16 protein-coding genes are annotated in these 18,673 nt (G+C 69.6%); 7 read left to right on the top strand and 9 right to left on the bottom strand.

Translation table 11 applies throughout. The features are described from left to right. Window positions 1-4: 4 nt before the first annotated feature. From ASD35_RS09185 to ASD35_RS09145, 9 genes are all read right to left on the bottom strand, one after another. On the bottom strand, window positions 5-505 hold the full coding sequence (locus ASD35_RS09185; protein ID WP_056874539.1) for a nitrate reductase cytochrome c-type subunit: 501 nt from the start codon (window positions 503-505) through the stop codon (window positions 5-7). A gap of 15 nt (window positions 506-520) precedes the next feature. After that, window positions 521-3,013: a periplasmic nitrate reductase subunit alpha gene (napA, locus tag ASD35_RS09180; RefSeq protein WP_056874538.1), complete on the bottom strand. Its 2,493-nt coding sequence runs from the start codon at window positions 3,011-3,013 to the stop codon at window positions 521-523. Beyond that, entirely contained in the window at window positions 2,994-3,281 is a 288-nt protein-coding gene (locus ASD35_RS09175; RefSeq protein ID WP_157275444.1) for a chaperone NapD, read from the bottom strand. Before ASD35_RS09175 ends, napA begins: the two co-directional genes overlap by 20 nt. A gap of 13 nt (window positions 3,282-3,294) precedes the next feature. Further along, window positions 3,295-3,465: a periplasmic nitrate reductase, NapE protein gene (gene napE, locus ASD35_RS09170; RefSeq protein WP_056874537.1), complete on the bottom strand. Its 171-nt coding sequence runs from the start codon at window positions 3,463-3,465 to the stop codon at window positions 3,295-3,297. 139 nt (window positions 3,466-3,604) lie between these two features. Continuing rightward, a complete protein-coding gene (locus ASD35_RS09165) occupies window positions 3,605-4,654 on the bottom strand; it encodes a hypothetical protein (RefSeq protein ID WP_056874536.1) in 1,050 nt (349 codons plus the stop codon). After that, window positions 4,654-4,989, bottom strand: a complete 336-nt coding sequence (locus ASD35_RS09160) for a metal-sulfur cluster assembly factor (protein ID WP_157275462.1) — start codon at window positions 4,987-4,989, stop codon at window positions 4,654-4,656. The genes ASD35_RS09165 and ASD35_RS09160 overlap by 1 nt, the downstream gene beginning before the upstream one ends. A gap of 120 nt (window positions 4,990-5,109) precedes the next feature. Continuing rightward, complete coding sequence (locus tag ASD35_RS09155; protein WP_056874534.1) at window positions 5,110-6,570, bottom strand: PLP-dependent aminotransferase family protein; 1,461 nt, start codon at window positions 6,568-6,570, stop codon at window positions 5,110-5,112. Next, a complete protein-coding gene (locus tag ASD35_RS09150) occupies window positions 6,570-7,154 on the bottom strand; it encodes a LysE family translocator (protein WP_056874533.1) in 585 nt (194 codons plus the stop codon). Before ASD35_RS09150 ends, ASD35_RS09155 begins: the two co-directional genes overlap by 1 nt. Window positions 7,155-7,251: 97 nt before the next feature. Next, complete coding sequence (locus tag ASD35_RS09145; RefSeq protein ID WP_056874532.1) at window positions 7,252-9,327, bottom strand: TonB-dependent siderophore receptor; 2,076 nt, start codon at window positions 9,325-9,327, stop codon at window positions 7,252-7,254. A 718-nt stretch (window positions 9,328-10,045) separates the two neighbouring features. Here ASD35_RS09145 and dgoD point away from each other — a divergent pair. The 7 genes from dgoD (at window position 10,046) to araG (ending at window position 18,656) form a co-directional block, all read left to right on the top strand. Then, entirely contained in the window at window positions 10,046-11,194 is a 1,149-nt protein-coding gene (dgoD, locus tag ASD35_RS09140) for a galactonate dehydratase (RefSeq protein ID WP_056874531.1), read from the top strand. Further along, complete coding sequence (locus ASD35_RS09135; RefSeq protein ID WP_056874530.1) at window positions 11,194-12,102, top strand: 2-dehydro-3-deoxygalactonokinase; 909 nt, start codon at window positions 11,194-11,196, stop codon at window positions 12,100-12,102. Before dgoD ends, ASD35_RS09135 begins: the two co-directional genes overlap by 1 nt. Continuing rightward, window positions 12,102-12,719 (top strand): 2-dehydro-3-deoxy-6-phosphogalactonate aldolase, encoded by a 618-nt coding sequence (locus ASD35_RS09130; protein WP_056874529.1) that lies wholly within the window; start codon window positions 12,102-12,104, stop codon window positions 12,717-12,719. Before ASD35_RS09135 ends, ASD35_RS09130 begins: the two co-directional genes overlap by 1 nt. A gap of 13 nt (window positions 12,720-12,732) precedes the next feature. Continuing rightward, window positions 12,733-15,123 (top strand): beta-galactosidase, encoded by a 2,391-nt coding sequence (locus ASD35_RS09125; protein ID WP_056874528.1) that lies wholly within the window; start codon window positions 12,733-12,735, stop codon window positions 15,121-15,123. After that, entirely contained in the window at window positions 15,120-16,040 is a 921-nt protein-coding gene (locus ASD35_RS09120) for an SMP-30/gluconolactonase/LRE family protein (RefSeq protein WP_056874527.1), read from the top strand. The genes ASD35_RS09125 and ASD35_RS09120 overlap by 4 nt, the downstream gene beginning before the upstream one ends. A 2-nt stretch (window positions 16,041-16,042) precedes the next feature. Beyond that, on the top strand, window positions 16,043-17,014 hold the full coding sequence (locus ASD35_RS09115; protein ID WP_056874526.1) for an arabinose ABC transporter substrate-binding protein: 972 nt from the start codon (window positions 16,043-16,045) through the stop codon (window positions 17,012-17,014). 121 nt (window positions 17,015-17,135) lie between these two features. Next, window positions 17,136-18,656 (top strand): L-arabinose ABC transporter ATP-binding protein AraG, encoded by a 1,521-nt coding sequence (gene araG / locus ASD35_RS09110; RefSeq protein ID WP_056874525.1) that lies wholly within the window; start codon window positions 17,136-17,138, stop codon window positions 18,654-18,656. The last annotated feature ends 17 nt before the right edge of the window (window positions 18,657-18,673 follow it).

Below are 18,673 nucleotides of genomic sequence, written 5' to 3'. Positions count from 1 at the left end.
GCGCCTACTTCTTGGGTGCCTTGTCGGCACTCTGCGACTTCTTCAGCGACTGCTGGATCACCGTGTCGACGTCCTGGAAGGTGTTGTTCACCAGCGGGCGGGCGGCGTCCTGTGCGACGTGGCACTGCATGCAGAAGTAGCGCCGCGTCGAGACCTGGCCCAGCACGCGCCCGTCGCGGTCCATGTAGTGCGTGATGCTGACGGGGACGGCCTGCGACGTCTCGGTCCTGGCGCGCGCATGGCAGTCCAGGCACTTGTTGAAGTTCTTGTCGATCTGGTAGCCGTCCACGCGGTGCGGGATGGTGGGCGGCTGCATCGCGTAGTTGCGGGTGCGGCGCACGTCGTCGTTGATGGCGTTGGCCAGCGGCGGCGGCTTGGTCGACTCGGTGATGGGCGTGGGCCCGCGCGCCGCATCGGTGAAGCTGCGGGCCGGCGGCTGCGTTTGCGCCGAGGCCAGGCCGGCGCACAGGCACAGCAGCAGGGTGAGGTGTCGGAGGACGTTCATGATCTTCTTGCCTCTTCAGACCTTGGTGATCTTGACCGCGCACTTCTTGAAGTCGGTCTGCAGCGAGATCGGATCGGTGGCGTCCAGCGTGACCTTGTTGATCAGCTGGCTGGCGTCGAACCAGGGCACGAAGACGAGACCTCGCGGCGGCTTGTTGCGCCCGCGCGTCTCGACACGCGTGCGCATCTTGCCGCGGCGTGACGCCACCTCGACCTCGCTGCCGCGCCGCACGCCGAGGGCCTTGGCATCCTCGGGGTGCATGAAGCACAGCGCGTTGGGCACGGCGCGGTGCAGCTCGGGCACACGGCGCGTCATCGAGCCCGAGTGCCAGTGCTCCAGCACGCGGCCGGTGGACAGCCAGAACGGGAACTCCTTGTCGGGCGACTCGGCCGGCGGCTCGTAGGGCAGCGCGAAGATCACGGCCTTGCCGTCGGGGTGGCCGTAGAACTGGTAGCCGCTGCCCGCCTTCACATAAGGGTCGGTGCCCTCGCGATAGCGCCACCGCGTCTCCTTGCCGTCGACGACCGGCCAGCGCAGGCCGCGCACCTTGTGATAGTCGTCGAACGGGGCCAGGTCATGCCCGTGACCGCGGCCGAAGGCGGCGTACTCCTCGAACAGGCCCTTCTGCACGTAGAAGCCGAAGGCCTTGGACTCGGCGTTCTCGTAGGCCTTGTCCATGTCGGCGAGCGGGAACTTGTCGACCTGGCCGTTGCGGTAGAGCACGTCGAACAGCGTCTTGCCGCGCACGGCCGGCTGCTTGGCGATCAGCTCCTCGGGCCAGACCTCCTCGATCTTGAAGCGCTTGGAGAACTCCATCAACTGCCACAGGTCGGAGCGCGCGTCGCCGGGGGCGTTGACGAGCTGGTGCCAGAAGTGCGTGCGGCGCTCGGCGTTGCCGTAGGCGCCTTCCTTCTCGACCCACATCGCCGTCGGCAGGATCAGGTCGGCCGCGACCGCCGTGACGGTCGGATAGGCATCGGAGACGACGATGAAGTTCTCGGGGTTGCGGTAGCCGGGGTAGCCCTCCTGCATCAGGTTGGCGGCCGCCTGCATGTTGTTGTTGACCATGACCCAGTAGGCATTGAGCTTGCCGTCCTTGAGCATGCGGTTCTGCAGCACGGCATGGAAGCCGGGCTTCTCGGGGATGGTGCCGGCGGGCACCTTCCAGAGTTCCTCGGTATGGGCGCGGTGCTTGGGGTTGGTCACCACCATGTCGGCCGGCAGCCGGTGCGAGAAGGTACCCACCTCGCGCGCGGTGCCGCAGGCCGAGGGCTGGCCGGTCAGCGAGAACGGGCTGTTGCCGGGCGTGGCGATCTTGCCGGTCAGCAGGTGGATGTTGTAGACGAGGTTGTTGGCCCAGGTGCCGCGGGTGTGCTGGTTGAAGCCCATGGTCCAGAACGACATGACCTTGACCTTGGGGTCGGCGTACAGCTCGGCCAGCGCGAGCAGGCGGTTCTTGGGCACGCCGGTCAGGTTGGCCGTGTAGTCCAGCGTGTAGGTCGAGACGAACTTGGCGTACTCGTCGAAGCTGATGGGCTTGGAGCCGGTCGGGTCACCGGCGTTCTTGGCGGCCTTCTGCAGCGGGTGGTCGGGCCGCAGGCCGTAGCCGATGTCGGCATTGCCCAGCTTGAAGTTGGTGTGCTTGTTGACGAAGTCCTTGTTGACGCGGCCCGTCGAGATGATGTGGTGGGCGATGAAATTCAGGATCGCCAGGTCGGTCTGCGGCTTGAAGGTCAGCTCGATGTCGGCCAGCTCGTAGGAGCGATGCTCGAAGGTGGACAGCACGGCCACCTTGACGTCGGGCCCGGACAGGCGCCGGTCGGTCACGCGCGTCCACAGGACGGGGTGCATCTCCGCCATGTTGGAGCCCCACAGCACGAAGGCGGTGGCGGCCTCGATGTCGTCGTAGCAGCCCATCGGCTCGTCCATGCCGAAGGTGCGCATGAAGCCGGTGACCGCCGAGGCCATGCAGTGGCGGGCGTTGGGGTCGAGGTTGTTGGTGCGGAAGCCCGCCTTCATCAGCTTGGAGGCGGCATAGCCCTCCCAGACCGTCCACTGGCCGGAGCCGAACATGCCGACCGACGTCGGGCCCTTGGCCTTCAGCGCGGCCTTGAACTTCTCGGCCATCACGTCGAAGGCCTTGTCCCAGGACACGGGCTGGAACTCGCCGTCCTTGGCGTACTGGCCGTCCTTCATGCGCAGCAGCGGCGTCGTCAGCCGGTCCTCGCCGTACATGATCTTGGACAGGAAGTAGCCCTTGATGCAGTTCAGGCCGCGGTTCACCTCGGCCTCGGGGTCGCCTTGCGTGGCGACGACGCGGTTGTCCTTCACGGCGACTGTGACACCGCAGCCGGTGCCGCAGAAGCGGCAGGGCGCCTTGGACCAGGTCAGCTTCGAGGCATCGGCCAGCGCGTTGCCGCTCTGGGCTTGCACGATGGGGATGCCGGCGACGGTGCCGGCCGCGGTGGCGGCGGTCTGCCGGACGAAGTCACGTCGTGTGGTGGACATGGGGGAGCTCCGTGTTCAGGGATTCGAGCGATTCGGCGTGCTGGTAGACCATGGCCACGCTGAGCACGCCGGGTGCTTGCCGGATCGTGGCCACCTGGTCCAGGATCTCGGCGGATGTGGGTGCTTCCAGCGTGACCACCCGCTTGCCGTTGGCGTCCGCGCCGTGGATCTGGGCGCCGGGCAGTGCGTTGATGAGCGCATCGACCGCGGTGCAGTGGCTGGGCATGGCGTGGACCACCAGGCTGGTGATGTGCAGTTCGTCGCTCATGGGTGGGATGCGTTCAGCTGGTGGGTGGGCCGGCGAACATCTGGAACACCCAGACGGCGAAGCCGTAGCTGACGATCACCGTGCCGGCGATCACCGGCGCCATGACGATCGAGAGGAAGAGGAAGCTGCGCCACTCCTCCGTTCGCGCCTTGCTCGGCAGGGTGCCGCTGTGGGGTTCCGACATGAGTGCTCCCGCGTCTACGATTTGTGGGTTAGGGCGACCATCAAGGGGCGGAGGGGTTGTGGCTGTGGGGTGACCGACTGTCAAACCGGCACGGCAGATGCATATTGCGCCCGGTGCGCCGCCGCGGGGTTGACGCACGTCAAGCCATTCGACGAAGGTGGCGCCATGCCAGCGCCGCGCCCACCAGGACCAGCGCGAACAAGGCCAGCGCCGCCATGTTCAGCAGCCCGCCGAGCGCTCGCAGCGCGGGATCGGCATGACCCGGCACCAGACGCAGCAGCAGCGACAGGTGCAGCAGCGCCAGCGGCGCGTAGAACCAGGGGCCGTAGCGCAGCTTGATGCCGGCAATGGCCGGCAGGATGACCGGCGCATGGCCCATGACCATGCTGAACACGAAGCCCAGGCCGAGCGCATGCAGCGCGGCGTCGCGCGCCGGCCAGCCCAGGCTGGTGGCGGCCCAGGCCAGGCCGGCGACGGCCAGCCAGCCGTAGCCGCCCAGCAGGCAGACGGCCATGTAGCGGCTCAGGCCCTCGGCGCGCACGGTGCGGCGCGCGATGTCGTGGCGCAGCAGCCAGGCGGCCAGCGCCGCCAGCGCCGCGCCGTACAGCGCACCCGAGACGGCGGCGCCGATGAGCAGCAGCGCCAGCACGCCGTACAACAGCATCTCGGCGGCCGGCCGGCGCCGCATCATGCGCGTCATCTCCAAACGCTCGGCGGCGATGGTCAGCACCAGCAGCGCGAACCACCAGGGCAACGCGTCGAACCCGGGCCGCTGCAATGCGAAGGCGAGGTTGCCGACCAGCCAGCACAGCGCGCCGGCCATCAGCAGCAGCGTGTGGGCCACGCACTGCCGGCGCAGGATCTGCACGTTGACGCCGATGAAGCCGAGCGAAGCCATGACGCCCAGCCCCGCGGCCATGTCGCGCTGCCCCGCCAGCAGCAGCAGCCCCGCGCCGCCGGACAGCAGCGGCACGGCGAAGGCCCAGCGCTGCTTCAGCGCGACGGCGCGCTCCAGCGCGATGACGCTGGCGAGGAAGCCACAGATCATCAGCGCGCCGTGCATCTCGGCCGCACGGCCCAACCAGGCGCCATGCCCGAAGGGTGTCAGGCCCAGCCGCGCCAGGCCACCGGCCACGCCGCCCAGCAGCGCGGCCACCGCGAGCGCAGGCAGCAGGGCCGGCGCTCGCATCACCAGCCCATGAACAGCCGGGCCCGCGGGCTCAGGCGGTCGGAGTTCCAGGCCGGCTCCCAGACGAGCTGCGTGTCTATGGCCATGCCGTCGGGCAGCACCCGGGCGAGTTCGTCGTGGACATCGTCGAGGATGACGTCGGTCACCGGGCAGGCCGGCGACGTCATGGTCATCGTGACGCGCGCCTGCGCGGCGTCGATGGCGACGCCGTAGATCAGGCCCACGTCGACGATGGTCAGCGCGAGCTCGGGGTCGATGACGCGGCGCAGCGCGGCCTCGACGGGCTCGCGCAGCGCGGCGGGGCCGTCATAGGGGAAGGGCGTGTCGATGCTCATCTGCGGCGCCAGTACGGCCTGTGACATGGCCGCGGCTGCTGTTCTTGAAGATGCGCGCATTGTTCGGCCCGCGCGGCCGGCGCGGCTTGATGGAGCGCAAGCGCGGCAGAGGTCGGCGCGTCAGAGGGGCAGGCGCTGGCCGCGGGCCCGCTCCAGCGCCCGCTGCGCACTGGCCGCGGCGCTGAGCTGGTCGCGCAGGTAGTCGGCCAGGCGCGGTTGTTGGCTGAAGGCGGCGTTGAAGCGGATGTGCGGGTCGCGCGCGCCGTCGGCGGCGAAGGTGGCGCCGCCCACGAGCAGGATGCCCTGGCGGAAGGCGCCCTTCACGACGCTGTCCACATCGACGCCGGCCGGTACGGCGCCCCAAAGGAAGAGGCCGCCTTCGCCGGGGTGCTCCAGCAGCACGCCGGCCTGGCGCAGCTGCTGCGTGGCGGCGGCGCGGGCGGTGCTCAGGCGCTGCTGCAGGCGGTCCAGGTGCTTGCGCCAGCGGCCCGCGGCCAGCACCTCCAGCAGCACCAGCTCGTTGAGCGTGGAGGTGGTCAGCACCGAGACGATCTTCTCGCGCATCAGCGCCTTGATCAGCGCCGGCTCGGCGGCCATGTAGCCCAGCCGCAGCGCCGGGCTCATGGCCTTGCAGAAGCTGGAGTAGTAGATGACGCGGTCCAGCCCCGACAGCTGCGCCAGCCGCGTCGGCGAGTTCGGAACCTGGGGGTGGAAGTGCCCTTGCACGTCGTCCTCGGCGATCAGGAAGCCGTGGCGCTGTGCCAGCATCAGCACGCGGTGCAGGTTGGCGGCGCTGCTGCCCCAGCCGGTCGGGTTGTGCAGCACGCTCTGGATGAAGAGCAGGCGCGGGCGGTGCTGGGTGCAGGCGGCGTCGAGCTGCTCGAGGTCGATGCCATCGGGCCGGCGCGCCACGGGAATGATGTTCACGCCGGCCTGGCGCAGCCGGTCGAAGAGCAGGAAATAGCCCGGCGTCTCCACGGCGACGGCGTCACCCGGGCGCAGCAGCGTGCGGCAGATCAGGTCGATGGCATGCGTGCCGCCGTAGGTCGTCAGCACGCGGCCGGCGTCGACGGCGATGCCCTGGCTGCGCAGCAGCGTGGCAATGCGCTCGCGCAGCTCCGGCAGGCCCTGCGGCGGGCAGCGCGCGGCCATGCCGGCGCTGGCGCGGGCCAGGCCGCGCTGCACGGCGGCCGCGGGGATGGCGTCCTCCAGCCAGGTGGCCGGCAGCGCGCCGCTGCTGGCCAGCAGCACGCCGGCCTTCTGGTCGTTGGCCTGCTGGGCCAGCCAGACGGCCTCCTGCTCCTCGCCGGCCTCCACGCGCACGGCGTCGGGCATCGCATCGGCCGGGCCCTCGGCGACGAAGAAGCCGGCCGTGCCGCGCGAGTCGATCAGGCCGGCGGCGACCAGCCGGTCGTAGGCGATGACGACGGTGTTGGGGCTGACGCCCAGGCGCGACGCGAGCTGGCGGATGGAGTTCAGCCGCGCGCCCGGCGGCAGCTGGGCGCTGGCGATCAACGCATGCAGGCGCTGCTCGATCTGGTCGGCCAGCGGGGTGGGGGAATCGCGGTCCAGCGAGAACATCAGCGCATCAACATCAAGGCGAGCACGGCCAGGGAGGCGGCCATGATGGCATTGAAGACGCGCCGCCGCACCGGGCTGGACAGCACCCGGCCGATGCCCACGCCGAACAGCGCCCACATCGAGATGCAGGGAAAGCCGATGACCGCGCCGACGAGGCTGACGAGCAGCGCGCCTTGCACCACGCCGAGTTGCACGGGCATGAAGACCGACGCGATGGTGACCGCCTTGACCCAGCTCTTGGGGTTGACAGCCTGGAACATCGCCGCCTGCGCAAAGCTCACCTGCTCGGGCGGGCGGTCCTGGGCGACCGGGCTGCCGACGAGGCGCCAGGCCAGCACCAGCAGGTAGAGCGTGCCGGCCAGCTTCAGCGCGACATGCAGGGCCGGCCAGGCGGTGAACAACGCGCCCAGGCCCATGCAGGTGGCGAAGGTCTGCACCGCGCCGCCGGCGTTGATGCCGAGGATGGCCGGCAGCGTGCGCCGGTAGCCGTGGTGGGCGCCGCAGGCGACCATCATCATGTTGTTGGGCCCGGGTGTGCTGGACATCAGCACGCAGTAGGTCAGCAGCGGCAGCATCTCATTCATGCCGCCATTGCAGCCGCCGGCCGCGCGGGCGTGAAGCTACAGCGCGGGGTGGCGCGCGGTGCGCTGTATCAGTGGGTCGACCGGCACAGCGCCCCGCTCAATACTTCCAACTGAGCGCCGCGTTGACGCTGCGCGGCGCGGCGTAATAGGCCTGGTCCCATTTCAGGCTGCCCAGGTAGTTCGCGTCGTTGACGTTGTTGACGGCCAGGCTGGCGCTCCACTGCCGGTTGAACTCGTAGCTGCCGTTCAGGTCCAGCACGCCGTAGGCCTTCTGCTGCACGGCGCCGGTGGCGTCGCTGATGCCGCTTTGCCAGCGCAGCGCGGCGCCGAGCTTGAGCCGGGGCAGGGCCTGGTAGGTCGAGGCCAGGCGCAGCACGCGGCGCGGGATGTAGCGGTTCACGTCCTCGCCGTTGCTGCCCTTCAGGCGCAGCTGCGTCCAGCCGCCGGACAGGCTCCAATCGGGGCTCAGCCGGCCGGACAGCTCCAGTTCATAGCCGGTGCTGGAGGCGGCGATGCCGGTGTAGTAGTTGCTGAAGTCGGGGTGCTGGCCGGCGATGACGGGCACGTTGCGCTGGCGCGTGCGGAACAGCGCGGCCGCGCCGGTCAGCTGGCCGTCCAGCCAGGCGGCCTTCAGGCCGGCCTCGAGGTTGCTGCCCTCCAGCGGGTCCAGCGCATTGCGGTTGATGTCGGCCTCCAGCTGCGGGTTGAAGACCTCGGCATAGCTGGCGTAGGCGCTGTAGGTGGCGTTCAGGTCCAGCACGGCGCCGAGGTAAGGCTTCACGGCATCGTGCTGGTAGTCCTGCGCGACGCCGTAGCTGATGCCGCTGCTCTTCACGCGCGTGGCGTTGAAGCCGGCAACTATCTTGAGCGCGTCGCTCGCGTTGAACTGCGTGGCGGCGTAGGCGCTCTGGCGGCGGCGCGTCGTGTCGGAGTAGCCCGTCGAGGCGCCGAAGGCCGGTTTGGGAAAGCTGCCGTCCCAGCCCTGCAGCGGCGGCACCGGGGCGCCGATGTTGGCGGCGTAGCGCGACAGCTCGTCCAGCGTCTGGCGGCCGGCATTCAGCCCGAACATCAGCTGGTGCCGGCGGCCGGCCAGCGTGAAGGGGCCGGAGACGAACAGGTCGGCCACCGTGTCGACGTACTTGCCGTCGAAGGCCGAGGGGTAGGCCATCAGGCCGGTGTCGGGCGCGCCATAGACGTAGAGCAGCTCGCTGGGCGTGCTGCGGCGCTTGCGCGAGACGGTGGCGCGGGTCTGCCAGCCGCTGCCGAGGTCGTGGCTGAGCTCGGCGAAGACTTCGGTGTCGCGGTTGGTCCACCAGGCCCAGTCGGCGGCGCTGCTCGTGTTGCGCGGGTAGTCGACGCGCCGGCCGGTGCTGTCCACCAGCGGCAGGGCGCCCCACATCGGGCTGCGCGCCTTGCTGCGCTGGGCGTGGATGCCGGCGGTCAGCTGCGTGCTGGTGCCGAGGTCGAGCTCCAGTACGCCGTAGGCGACGCTGCGGTGCTGGCCGTAGCGGTCGAGGTGGCTGTCCTTGTCCTCGTCGACGAGCACGAGGCGGCCGCGCAGCGAACTGTCGGCGTTCAGGCCGCTGCTCAGGTCGGTCTGCAGGCGTTGCTGGTTCCAGGAGCCCAACGTCAGCGCGGCGCTGGCGGCGAAGCGCTTGTCGCTGGCGCGTTTGCGGATGAAGTTGACCGTCGCCGACGGGTTGCCGGTCCCCGCCAACAGGCCCGTGGCGCCACGCAGCACCTCCACGCGCTCGAAGGCGGCGGTGTCCAGCGCACCCCATTGCGCGCCGTTGGCGAAGGGCAGGCCGAGGCCGTCGACCTGGACGTTGGTGATGTCGAAGCCGCGCGCGCTGAAATAGGTGCGGTCGGTCTCGACGCGCTCGACGAGCACGCCGGGCGTCAGGTCGAGCAGCCGGGTGATCTCGGTGAGGCCGAAATCCTGGATCTGTTGGGCGCTGATGACCGTGATGGACTGCGGCGTGTCGCGCAGCGTCATCTCCAGGCGTGCGGCGCCGCTGCTGCTTTGGGCCCCCGCGGCCTTGGCCGTCACGCGAACGACGGGCAGCGTGGCTTCGGCGGTGGGACGGGGCTCTACGACGGTGTCCACCTGGGCGAACACCGCGCCGGTCGCCGCTGCCAGCGGGAGGAGGGCGGCGAGGGTCTTGTGCTTCATGCGAAAGGCCTGCCGCTGAAGACGGCACTGAGGAAGTCAAAATTCGACTTTAGCGCTAATGCGAATGACTCTCAGTTGCGTTTGAACATGAATCGGCCTTAACGATCAGGCTCGCGCGAACGACATTGGCCGTGTGGCGGCGAAACGCCGCAACACGGGATGCTGGTGGGTTCGGAGCGGCCCGCCGTCAGGAATCAACCGGCTGGCTCAGGGGAGGCGCTAGGCCTGCATCGGACTTTGCATCCGACTCCCCATTCGGCGTTGCCGACACGTCGTTGAGAAATCAACGCCTATCGACATCGCAAAAAATGCATCACGTGGTGATGCGTCAACCGTCCAAACAGCGGGTGAGGACCCGGCCTGAACAGCTATCTGACGTTATTCCTCGTGAATCAGGCGTTTTGAGCGCCGAACTTGGTCGTAGCGACGTCGCCGAGTTGGGCCACGACGGCCACAACGGAGAAGGCGAGAGTGACAAGCAGCAGTTCCATTTCTTTCCCTTTGGTCTTTATTGAAACGAGTTCATTCTAAGGGTTAACACCAGGATACGCAAGGGTTTACCCCGATGGCAGTGAGGCGCTTGTCACGCTCAGGGCGGCCCGTCCAGCAAGTAGATAGGTTTCTATGTGAACTACATATAGAAACCGCCAAAGAAACGATATTTCAGAACTAGCAGCCCCTCCTAAGCTCGCGGCCGTTCCTGAACGAGCCTTGAGCCATGCGAATCACGAAGCTGACGACCTACCGCGTCCCGCCGCGGTGGATGTTCCTGAAGATCGAAACCGACGAAGGCGTCGTCGGCTGGGGTGAGCCCGTCATCGAGGGCCGCGCGCGCACTGTCGAGGCGGCCGTGCATGAGTTGTCCGAGTACCTCGTCGGCCAGGACCCGTCCCGCATCAACGACCTGTGGCAGGTCATGTACCGCGCCGGCTTCTATCGCGGCGGCCCCATCCTGATGAGCGCGATCGCCGGCATCGACCAGGCGCTGTGGGACATCAAGGGCAAGGTCATGGGCCAGCCGGTCTACGAGCTGCTCGGCGGCCTGGTACGCGACAAGATGAAGGTCTATTCCTGGGTCGGCGGCGACCGTCCGGCCGACGTCATCCGCGACATCAAGCGGCTGCGCGAAGGCGGCTTCGACACCTTCAAGATGAATGGCACCGAGGAACTCGCCATCGTCGACAGCGCCCGCAAGGTGGACGAAGCCGTGGCCCGCATCGCGGAGATCCGCGAGGCCTTCGGCAACGACATCGAGTTCGGCATCGACTTCCATGGCCGTGTCGCCGCGCCGATGGCCAAGCCGCTGCTGAAGGCGCTGGAGCCCTACCGCCCGCTGTTCGTCGAGGAGCCGGTGCTGGCCGAGCAGGCCGAGCAGTACCCGCGCCTGGCCGAATACACCAGCATCCCGCTGGCGGCCGGCGAGCGCATGTTCTCGCGCTTCGACTTCAAGCGCGTCTTCCAGGCCGGCGGCATTTCCATCGTCCAGCCCGACCTGTCGCATGCCGGCGGCATCACCGAGTGCTTCAAGATCGCGTCCATGGCCGAGGCGCACGACGTCGCCTTCGCGCCGCACTGCCCGTTGGGCCCGGTGGCGCTGGCGTCCTGCCTGGCGGTGGACTTCGTGTCCCACAACGCCGTGCTGCAGGAGCAGAGCATGGGCATCCACTACAACAAGGGTGCCGAGCTGCTGGACTTCGTCAAGAACGCCGACGACTTCCGCATCGAGAACGGCTTCATCAACCCGTTGCGCAAGCCAGGCCTGGGTGTCGAAATCGACGAGGAGCGCGTCATCGAGGCCGCCAAGAACCCGCCCGACTGGCGCAACCCGGTCTGGCGCCACGCGGACGGCAGCGTCGCAGAGTGGTGATGCCTGACGCGAAACTCATCGCGCTGGACTGGGGCAGCACGCGGCTGCGTGCCTTCCTGCTGGGTGACGGCGGCAAGGTGCTGGCCACGCGTCAGTCCAACGACGGCGCCGCGACGCTGCACGGCGCGGAGGCCTATGCCCGCGCGCTGGGCGATCTCATCGGCGACTGGCGCGCCGACCACCCTGCGCTGCAGCTGCTGGCCTGCGGCATGGTGGGCAGCCAGTACGGCTGGCGCGAGGCGCCTTATGTGCGCTGCCCCGCCGATGCCGCGGCGCTGGCCGGCCAGGTGCTGAAGCTGGACGAGCGCTTAAGCATCGTCCCCGGCCTGGTCGACGACGCGGCCCAGCCCGATGTCATGCGTGGCGAGGAGACGCAGATCGTCGGCGCGCTTGCGCTGCATCCCGAGCTCGCCGACGAGGCCTGCCTGGTGCTGCCGGGCACCCATTCCAAGTGGGCGCGCGTGCGCGACGGCCGGGTGACCGGTTTTGCCACCCACATGACGGGCGAGCTGTTCGCGCTGCTGCGCCAGCATTCGGTGCTGGCCCGGCTGATGCCGGCCGATGGCGCCTCGCCGACGGCGCCCGAGGCCTTCCTGCAAGGCATGGACGCGGCGCGGGAGGAGGGGGGCCTGGCCCACCAGCTGTTCGCCGTGCGCACGCTGGGCCTCTTCAAGCAGCTCGCGCCCGAGCAGCTGCCGGACTACCTGTCGGGCCTGCTGATCGGCCATGAGATCGCCAGCGAGCTGCGCGGCGCCGCGCCCGGCCGCATCGCCCTTGTCGGCGACCCAGCCCTGTGCGCGCGTTATGTGCAGGCGCTCACGCGCTTCGGCCAGCCCGCGCCGCTGCTGCTGGACAACACCGCGCCCGCCGGCCTGTGGCGGCTGGCGCAAACCATGAAGTTGATCTGATGCTGAACGCCGCCCTGCAAGCCCTGCCTCTCGTCGCCATCCTGCGCGGCGTCAAGCCCGAGGAGGTCGAGTCGATTGCCGACGCCCTGCACGGCGAAGGCTTTCGCGTCATCGAGGTGCCGCTGAACTCGCCCGACGCGCTCGATTCCATCGGCCGCCTGGCGCGCCGCATGCCGGCCGACACCGTCGTTGGTGCCGGCACCGTGCTGAGCACGCAGGCCGTGGCCGACGTGCAGGCCGTGGGCGGCAAGCTCATCGTCATGCCGCATGCCGATGTCGCGGTCATCCGCGAAGCCAAGGCGCGCGGCCTGTTCTGCGTGCCGGGTGCGGCCACGCCGACCGAAGCCTTCGCCGCCGTCGCCGCCGGCGCGGACGCGGTCAAGCTGTTCCCGGCCGAACTGGTCACGCCGACCGTCATGAAGGCCATGCGCGCGGTGCTGCCGCGCGAGCTGCGCCTGCTGCCGGTGGGCGGCATCGCCCCCGACACGATGGCCGTCTACGTCAAGGCCGGCGCGGCCGGCTTCGGCCTCGGCTCGGCGCTCTACAGCCCCGGCCTCTCTGCTGCCGAGGTGGGCCAGCGTGCCCACGCCTTCGTGCAGGCTTGGCACGCGCTCTGAGCCAGGGATCGGCATGAACCGCTTGTTCGGCGCAGCACTGCTGTCCGCGGCCCTGAGCACCGCGGCGGGCGCACAGACGCTGCTCAAACTCGACGCGCGCGCCGAGGCGCCCGCGCCGCAGACCGGCTACCTCAAACTGGGCACGGCGCGCTCGCCCAAGGGCGGGACGCTGGCCGCCAACAGCCAGTACCTGCTGCAGGGCGGCAAGCCCTGGTTGCCGGTCATGGGCGAGTACCACTACAGCCGCGCACCTGCGTCCCAATGGGACGCGCAGCTGCGCCTGATGAAGGCCGCCGGCATCGACATCGTCGCCAGCTATGTGTTCTGGAACCACCACCAGGGGCAGCCGGGCGGTTTCGACTGGAAGGGCAACCGCGACCTGCGCCGCTTCGTGCAGCTCGCCCAGGCCGCCGGCCTGCAGGTGGTGGTGCGCCTGGGCCCGTGGGCGCACGGCGAGGCGCGCTATGGCGGCATCCCCGACTGGATCGTCGACGCCATGCCCACGCGTGGCAATGACGCCGAGTACATGGGCCACGTCGAGCGCCTGTACACCGAGATCGGCAGCCAGCTCAAGGGCCTGCTGTGGAAAGACGGCGGCCCGGTCATCGGCGTGCAGCTGGAGAACGAATACAACCTCAACGGCCCCGGCCAGGGCGAGGCGCACATCGCCGCCCTCAAGCGCCTGGCCGTGAAGGCCGGCATGGATGTGCCGCTGTACACCGTGACCGGCTGGGACGGCGCGGTCTACCCGTCGGGCGAAGTCACGCCGGTGTTCGGCGGCTACCCCGACGAACCCTGGGCCAGGAGCACGACCGAGCTGCCGGCCAAGGAGACCTACGCCTTCCGCTTCGACACCCGTGTCAGCGGCGACCTCGGCGCGCAGACCCAGGCCCATGGTCGGGGCACCGCCGAGACCGACAAGGACAAGGTGCCCTTCCTGGGCGCGGAATACGGCGCGGGCCTGCCGGCCATGTACCGCCGCCGCACGCTGGTCTCGCCCGACGACATCGCGTCCATGCTGCCGGTGCAGCTGGGCTCGGGCGTCAATCTGCTGGGCTACTACATGTTCCACGGCGGCCGCAACCCAGTGGGCGCCGGCGGTACGGGCCTGGAGGAAAGCTCGCTCAGCGGCGGCTACAACGACACGCCGCGCATCAGCTACGACTTCCAGGCGCCGCTGGGCCCCGACGGCCAGCAGCGCCCGGTGCTCGCCAAGCTGCGCCCCTTCCACTACTTCCTGCGCGACCATGGCGCCCAGCTCGCGACGATGACGGTGCGCCAGCCCGAGCGCGTGCCGGCCTCGCTCAACGACCTGCAGACGCCGCGTTGGTCCGTGCGCAGCAAGGGCGACGCCGGCTTCCTGTTCTTCAACAACCATGTGCGGCAGTACCCGATGCCGGCGCAGGCCGGCGTGCGCTTCGAGGTGCAACTGCCCGGCGGCGCCGTCACGCTGCCGAGCCAGCCGATCGACATCCCGAGCGGCGCCTACTTCGTCTGGCCGATCAACCTCGACCTCGACGGCGTGAAGCTGCGCTATGCGACGGCCCAGCCGGTTGCGCGGCTGGATGCAGGCACGCAGGGCATCGTCCATGTGTTCGCGCCGACGGCGGGTGTTCAGGCCGAGTTCGCGCTCGCCGACGGCGTCAAGGCGATGTCGTCGGAGGGCGGGCAGCTGCTGCCCATCGGCAAGGCGGGCGGGCGCGCCGTCAGCGTGCTGCTGCTGTCGCATGAGGAAGTCGCCAAGCTGCAGATCCTCGACATTGCAGGCCAGCGCCGCCTGGTCTTCAGCGACCAGCAGGCCTGGGTGGCCGATGGCAAGCTGCAGTTGCGCGGCCTGGCCACCGAGCCGCTGCATGCGGCCGTCTTCCCCGCGCTCGCCAAGCCGCGTGCGAACGGCCTGCTGGTGCGCGAGGACGGCCCGCTGCAGCACCTCGAGTTCAAGGCCGACACCGGCGAGCCGGCGCTGCAGGTCAGCGCCACGCGCGAGGCCCGCAATGCGCCGCGCATCCTCAAGGGCGGCCTCGCCGGCGCGGCGCTGCAGCCCATCCCCGAGGCCTTCGCCGCGGCGGCGACCTGGTCGCTGAAGCTGCCCCAGCAACTCGCCCCCAAGGCCGAGGACGTGCTGCTGGAGCTGGACTTCGTCGGCGACATCGGCCGCGTCTTCGCCGGCACGCGGATGCTGGACGACTGGTACTACAACGGCCAGCGCTGGCAGATCGGCCTGCGCCAGTTCGGGCTCAAGCCGGGCGCCAAGCTCAGCCTGGGCGTGCTGCCGCTGCGAGCCGACGCGCCGGTCTACATCGACGCCGCGCACCGCCCCAAGTTCGCCGACGGCCAGGCCCAGGTGGCCGAGCTGCGCGGCGCCCGCCTGCTGCCGGTGCGCCGCGTGGTCATCACGCCATGAATGTCGTGGTGACGGAGGCGAGGCTCGACCTCGTGCTGGCCCACAACGCCACGCTCGGCGAAGGCCTGTTGTGGCACGGCGGCCGCTGGTGGTGGACCGACATCGAGGCCGCCACGCTCCATGCCTGGAAGCCCGGCGCGTCGGGGCCGCAGTTCTGCCGCCTGCCGGATCGCCTCGGCAGCTTCGCCCACTGCCGCTCCGGCCGCGTGCTGCTGGGCCTGGCCAAGCGCGTGGCCATCGCGACGCTGGGGGAGAACCTGGAGCTGACCCAGCTGCAGACCCTCGCACCCGTCGACGCCGCCGAGCCACGCACCCGCATCAACGACGGTCGCACCGACCGCAGCGGCCGCTTCGTCTTCGGCACGCTGAACGAGGCGAAGGAAAAGCGCCCCATCGCCAGCTTCTACCAGTACTCGACGGACCACGGCCTGCGCCGCCTGGCTCTGCCGGCGGTGGCCATCGCCAACAGCATCTGCTTCAGCCTGGACGGTCGCACGATGTACTTCTGCGACTCGATGTCCCGGCGCATCCAGCGGTGCGACTACGACGCCGAGACCGCGCAGGTCGCCAACATCCGCCCGTTCACGCAGATCGACCATGCCGGCGCCTCCCCCGACGGCTCCGTCATCGACGCCCAAGGCTGCCTGTGGAACGCGCAATGGGGCGCGGGCCGCGTGGCGCGCTACGACCCCGAGGGGCAGCTGATGGCGGTGTTCACCGCGCCGGCCGCCCACACGAGCTGCCCCGCCATCGGCGGCGAGGGCGGCGACCAATTGATGCTCACCACCGCCCGCACGGACCTGGGCCGCGATGCGCTCGCCGCGCAGCCGCTGTCCGGCAGCCTGTTCGGGCTGCGCCTGCCCCAGGCGCTAGGCGTCGCGGACGCCCTGTTTGAAGACCAAGGAGACACACCATGAAGATGCAACGACGCGCCCTCACCCTGGCCCTGCTGGCCACGCCTTTCGCGCTGCACGCCGCCGAGCCGGTCAAGATCGGCTTCCTCGTCAAGCAGGCCGAGGAGCCCTGGTTCCAGGACGAATGGCGCTTCGCCGAGCAGGCCGCCAAGGACAAGGGCTTCACGCTGGTGAAGATCGGCATCCCCAACGGCGAGAAGATGATGGCCGCCATCGACAACCTGGCCGCGCAGAAGGCCGCCGGCTTCGTCATCTGCGCGCCCGACGTGAAGCTGGGCGTGGCCGTCAACCGCGCCGCCAAGCGTCACAACCTCAAGGTCATGTCGGTGGACGACCAGCTCGTCGACGGCGCCGGCAAGCCCATCGCCGACATCCCGCACATGGGCATCTCGGGCTACGAGATCGGCAAGCAGGTGGGCGTGGGCCTGCTGGAGGAGATGAAGGCGCGCGGCTGGAAGCTCGACGAGGTCGGCGTGCTGCGCGTGGCCTTCGACCAGCTGCCCACCGCCAAGGACCGCACCATGGGTGCCGTGGACGCGCTGAAGGCCGCCGGCGTGCCGGTCGCCAACATCGTCGATGCGCCGCAGGCCAAGACCGACACCGAGAGCGCCTTCAACGCCGCCAACATCGCGTTCACGAAGAACGCCAAGTTCAAGCGCTGGGTGGCGTTCGGGCTGAACGACGAAGCCGCGCTGGGCGCCGTGCGCGCCGGCGAAGGCCGTGGCATCAAGCAGGACGCGATGCTGGCCATTGGCATCGGCGGCAGCCAGACGGCGCTCAACGAGTTCACCAAGCCCACGCCGACGGCCTTCTACGGCACGGTGCTGATCAGCCCCAAGCGCCACGGCTACGAGACGGCCGTCGCGGTCTTCGAATGGGCCACCCAGGGCAAGGCGCCCCCGCCCGTCACGCTGACCAGCGGCACGCTGATGACGCGCAAGAACCAGGCCGAGCTGCGCAAGCAGATGGGGTTGTGACCCAGCCCCTCGTCCAAGGCGTACCTTGGCCGGTCCCCCGCGGGGCCGGCTTGGGCGCGGCCCGACGCTCGGCCCCCAAGTTCCAGGCATACGAGCCGCAGCTGCGGCAATAGAAACTGACATGTCTTCCCTGCAGTTCGACAACATCAGCAAGGTGTTCCCCGGCGTCAAGGCGCTGAACGGGGTCAGCTTCGAGGCACGGCCAGGCCAGGTCATGGGTCTGCTCGGCGAGAACGGCGCCGGCAAGAGCACGCTGCTGAAGATCCTCGGCGGCCAGTACAAGCCCGACGGCGGCCGGCTGCTCATCGACGGCCAGGAGCGCCACTTCACGTCCGCGGGCGACGCCATCGCCGCCGGCGTGGCCATCATCCACCAGGAGCTGCAGTACGTCTCCGAGCTGACCGTGGCCGAGAACGTGCTGCTGGGCCGGCTGCCCACGCGCATGGGGTTCGTCGACCACAAGGCCGCGCGCCGCATGGTGGCCGAACAGCTTGCCGCCATCGGCGTGGAGCTGGACCCGGCCATGCGGCTGTCCGAGCTGTCCATCGCGCAGCGCCAGATGGTGGAGATCTGCAAGGCCGTCATGCAGGACGCCAAGGTCATCGCCTTCGACGAGCCGACCAGCAGCCTGTCGCACCGCGAGACCGAGATCCTGTTCCGCCTGGTCAAGCGCCTGCGCTCCGAGGGCCGCACGCTGATCTACATCTCGCACCGGCTGGAAGAGCTGTACGAGCTGTGCGACGCCTGCACCATCTTCCGCGACGGCCGCAAGATCGTCACGCACGAGGTGATGGCCGACGTGCCGCGCGAGCGGCTGATCGCCGACATGGTGGGCCGCGAGCTGCAGGACATCTACGACTACCGCGCGCGCCAGCACGGCCCCATGCGCCTGGAGGCGCGCGGCCTGCACAGCGAGCGCCTGCCCGAACCGCTGAGCTTCGCGATGCGCGGCGGCGAGGTGCTGGGCTTCTTCGGCCTGGTCGGCGCCGGCCGCAGCGAGCTGATGCGGCTGCTGTACGGCGCCGATGCGCGCCGTGGCGGCGAGGTGCTGCTGGACGGCCATACCGTGGCCGCCAGCAGCCCCGCGGACGCGATCGCCGCGGGCATCGTGCTCTGCCCGGAGGACCGCAAGGAGCAGGGCATTCTGGCGCACAGCTCGGTGGCCGAGAACATCAACATCAGCTGCCGCCGCCATGGCCTGCTGGGCGGCGTGTTCCTGCGCCACGGCCAGGAGGCGCAGCGCGCCGACGACTTCATCAAGAAGCTGCGCATCAAGACGCCCAGCCGCGAGCAGGAGATCCGCTTGCTGTCGGGCGGCAACCAGCAGAAGGTCATCCTCGCGCGCTGGCTGGCCGAGCCGGGGCTGAAGGTGCTCATCCTCGACGAGCCCACGCGCGGCATCGACGTGGGCGCCAAGAACGAGATCTACAAGATCATTCACGACGTGGCCGCGTCGGGCTGCTGCGTCATCGTCATCTCCAGCGAACTGCCCGAGGTGCTGGGCATCGCCGACCGCCTCATCGTCATGCGCGACGGCCGCATCAGCGGCGAGCTCACGCGCGACACCGCCAGCGAGACCGCCGCCCTCGCGCTGGCCCTGCCCGATGGCATTTCCGGCGTGCCCGCCGCACCGCTGCATTGATCATGAACACGACCAGC

The sequence above is a fragment of the Pelomonas sp. Root1444 genome (assembly GCF_001426885.1).
In the GTDB taxonomy this organism is placed as follows: Bacteria; Pseudomonadota; Gammaproteobacteria; order Burkholderiales; family Burkholderiaceae_C; genus Pelomonas.
Note: the sequence above shows the minus strand (reverse complement) of the source record. Positions and strands in the feature narration are given on the sequence as shown.

Bases quoted from the DNA above. Each gene is read 5' to 3' on its own strand.
- ASD35_RS09155 (WP_056874534.1), bottom strand. From the start codon at position 6,570: ATGTTCTCGCTGGACCGCGATTCCCCCACCCCGCTGGCCGACCAGATC.
- ASD35_RS09185 (WP_056874539.1), bottom strand. From the start codon at position 505: ATGAACGTCCTCCGACACCTCACCCTGCTGCTGTGCCTGTGCGCCGGC.
- ASD35_RS09125 (WP_056874528.1), top strand. From the start codon at position 12,733: ATGAACCGCTTGTTCGGCGCAGCACTGCTGTCCGCGGCCCTGAGCACC.
- ASD35_RS09165 (WP_056874536.1), bottom strand. From the start codon at position 4,654: ATGCGAGCGCCGGCCCTGCTGCCTGCGCTCGCGGTGGCCGCGCTGCTG.
- ASD35_RS09120 (WP_056874527.1), top strand. From the start codon at position 15,120: ATGAATGTCGTGGTGACGGAGGCGAGGCTCGACCTCGTGCTGGCCCAC.
- ASD35_RS09160 (WP_157275462.1), bottom strand. From the start codon at position 4,989: ATGAGCATCGACACGCCCTTCCCCTATGACGGCCCCGCCGCGCTGCGC.
- napA (WP_056874538.1), bottom strand. From the start codon at position 3,013: ATGTCCACCACACGACGTGACTTCGTCCGGCAGACCGCCGCCACCGCG.
- araG (WP_056874525.1), top strand. From the start codon at position 17,136: ATGTCTTCCCTGCAGTTCGACAACATCAGCAAGGTGTTCCCCGGCGTC.
- ASD35_RS09145 (WP_056874532.1), bottom strand. From the start codon at position 9,327: ATGAAGCACAAGACCCTCGCCGCCCTCCTCCCGCTGGCAGCGGCGACC.
- ASD35_RS09175 (WP_157275444.1), bottom strand. From the start codon at position 3,281: ATGAGCGACGAACTGCACATCACCAGCCTGGTGGTCCACGCCATGCCC.
- ASD35_RS09115 (WP_056874526.1), top strand. From the start codon at position 16,043: ATGCAACGACGCGCCCTCACCCTGGCCCTGCTGGCCACGCCTTTCGCG.
- ASD35_RS09135 (WP_056874530.1), top strand. From the start codon at position 11,194: ATGCCTGACGCGAAACTCATCGCGCTGGACTGGGGCAGCACGCGGCTG.
- dgoD (WP_056874531.1), top strand. From the start codon at position 10,046: ATGCGAATCACGAAGCTGACGACCTACCGCGTCCCGCCGCGGTGGATG.
- ASD35_RS09130 (WP_056874529.1), top strand. From the start codon at position 12,102: ATGCTGAACGCCGCCCTGCAAGCCCTGCCTCTCGTCGCCATCCTGCGC.
- ASD35_RS09150 (WP_056874533.1), bottom strand. From the start codon at position 7,154: ATGAATGAGATGCTGCCGCTGCTGACCTACTGCGTGCTGATGTCCAGC.
- napE (WP_056874537.1), bottom strand. From the start codon at position 3,465: ATGTCGGAACCCCACAGCGGCACCCTGCCGAGCAAGGCGCGAACGGAG.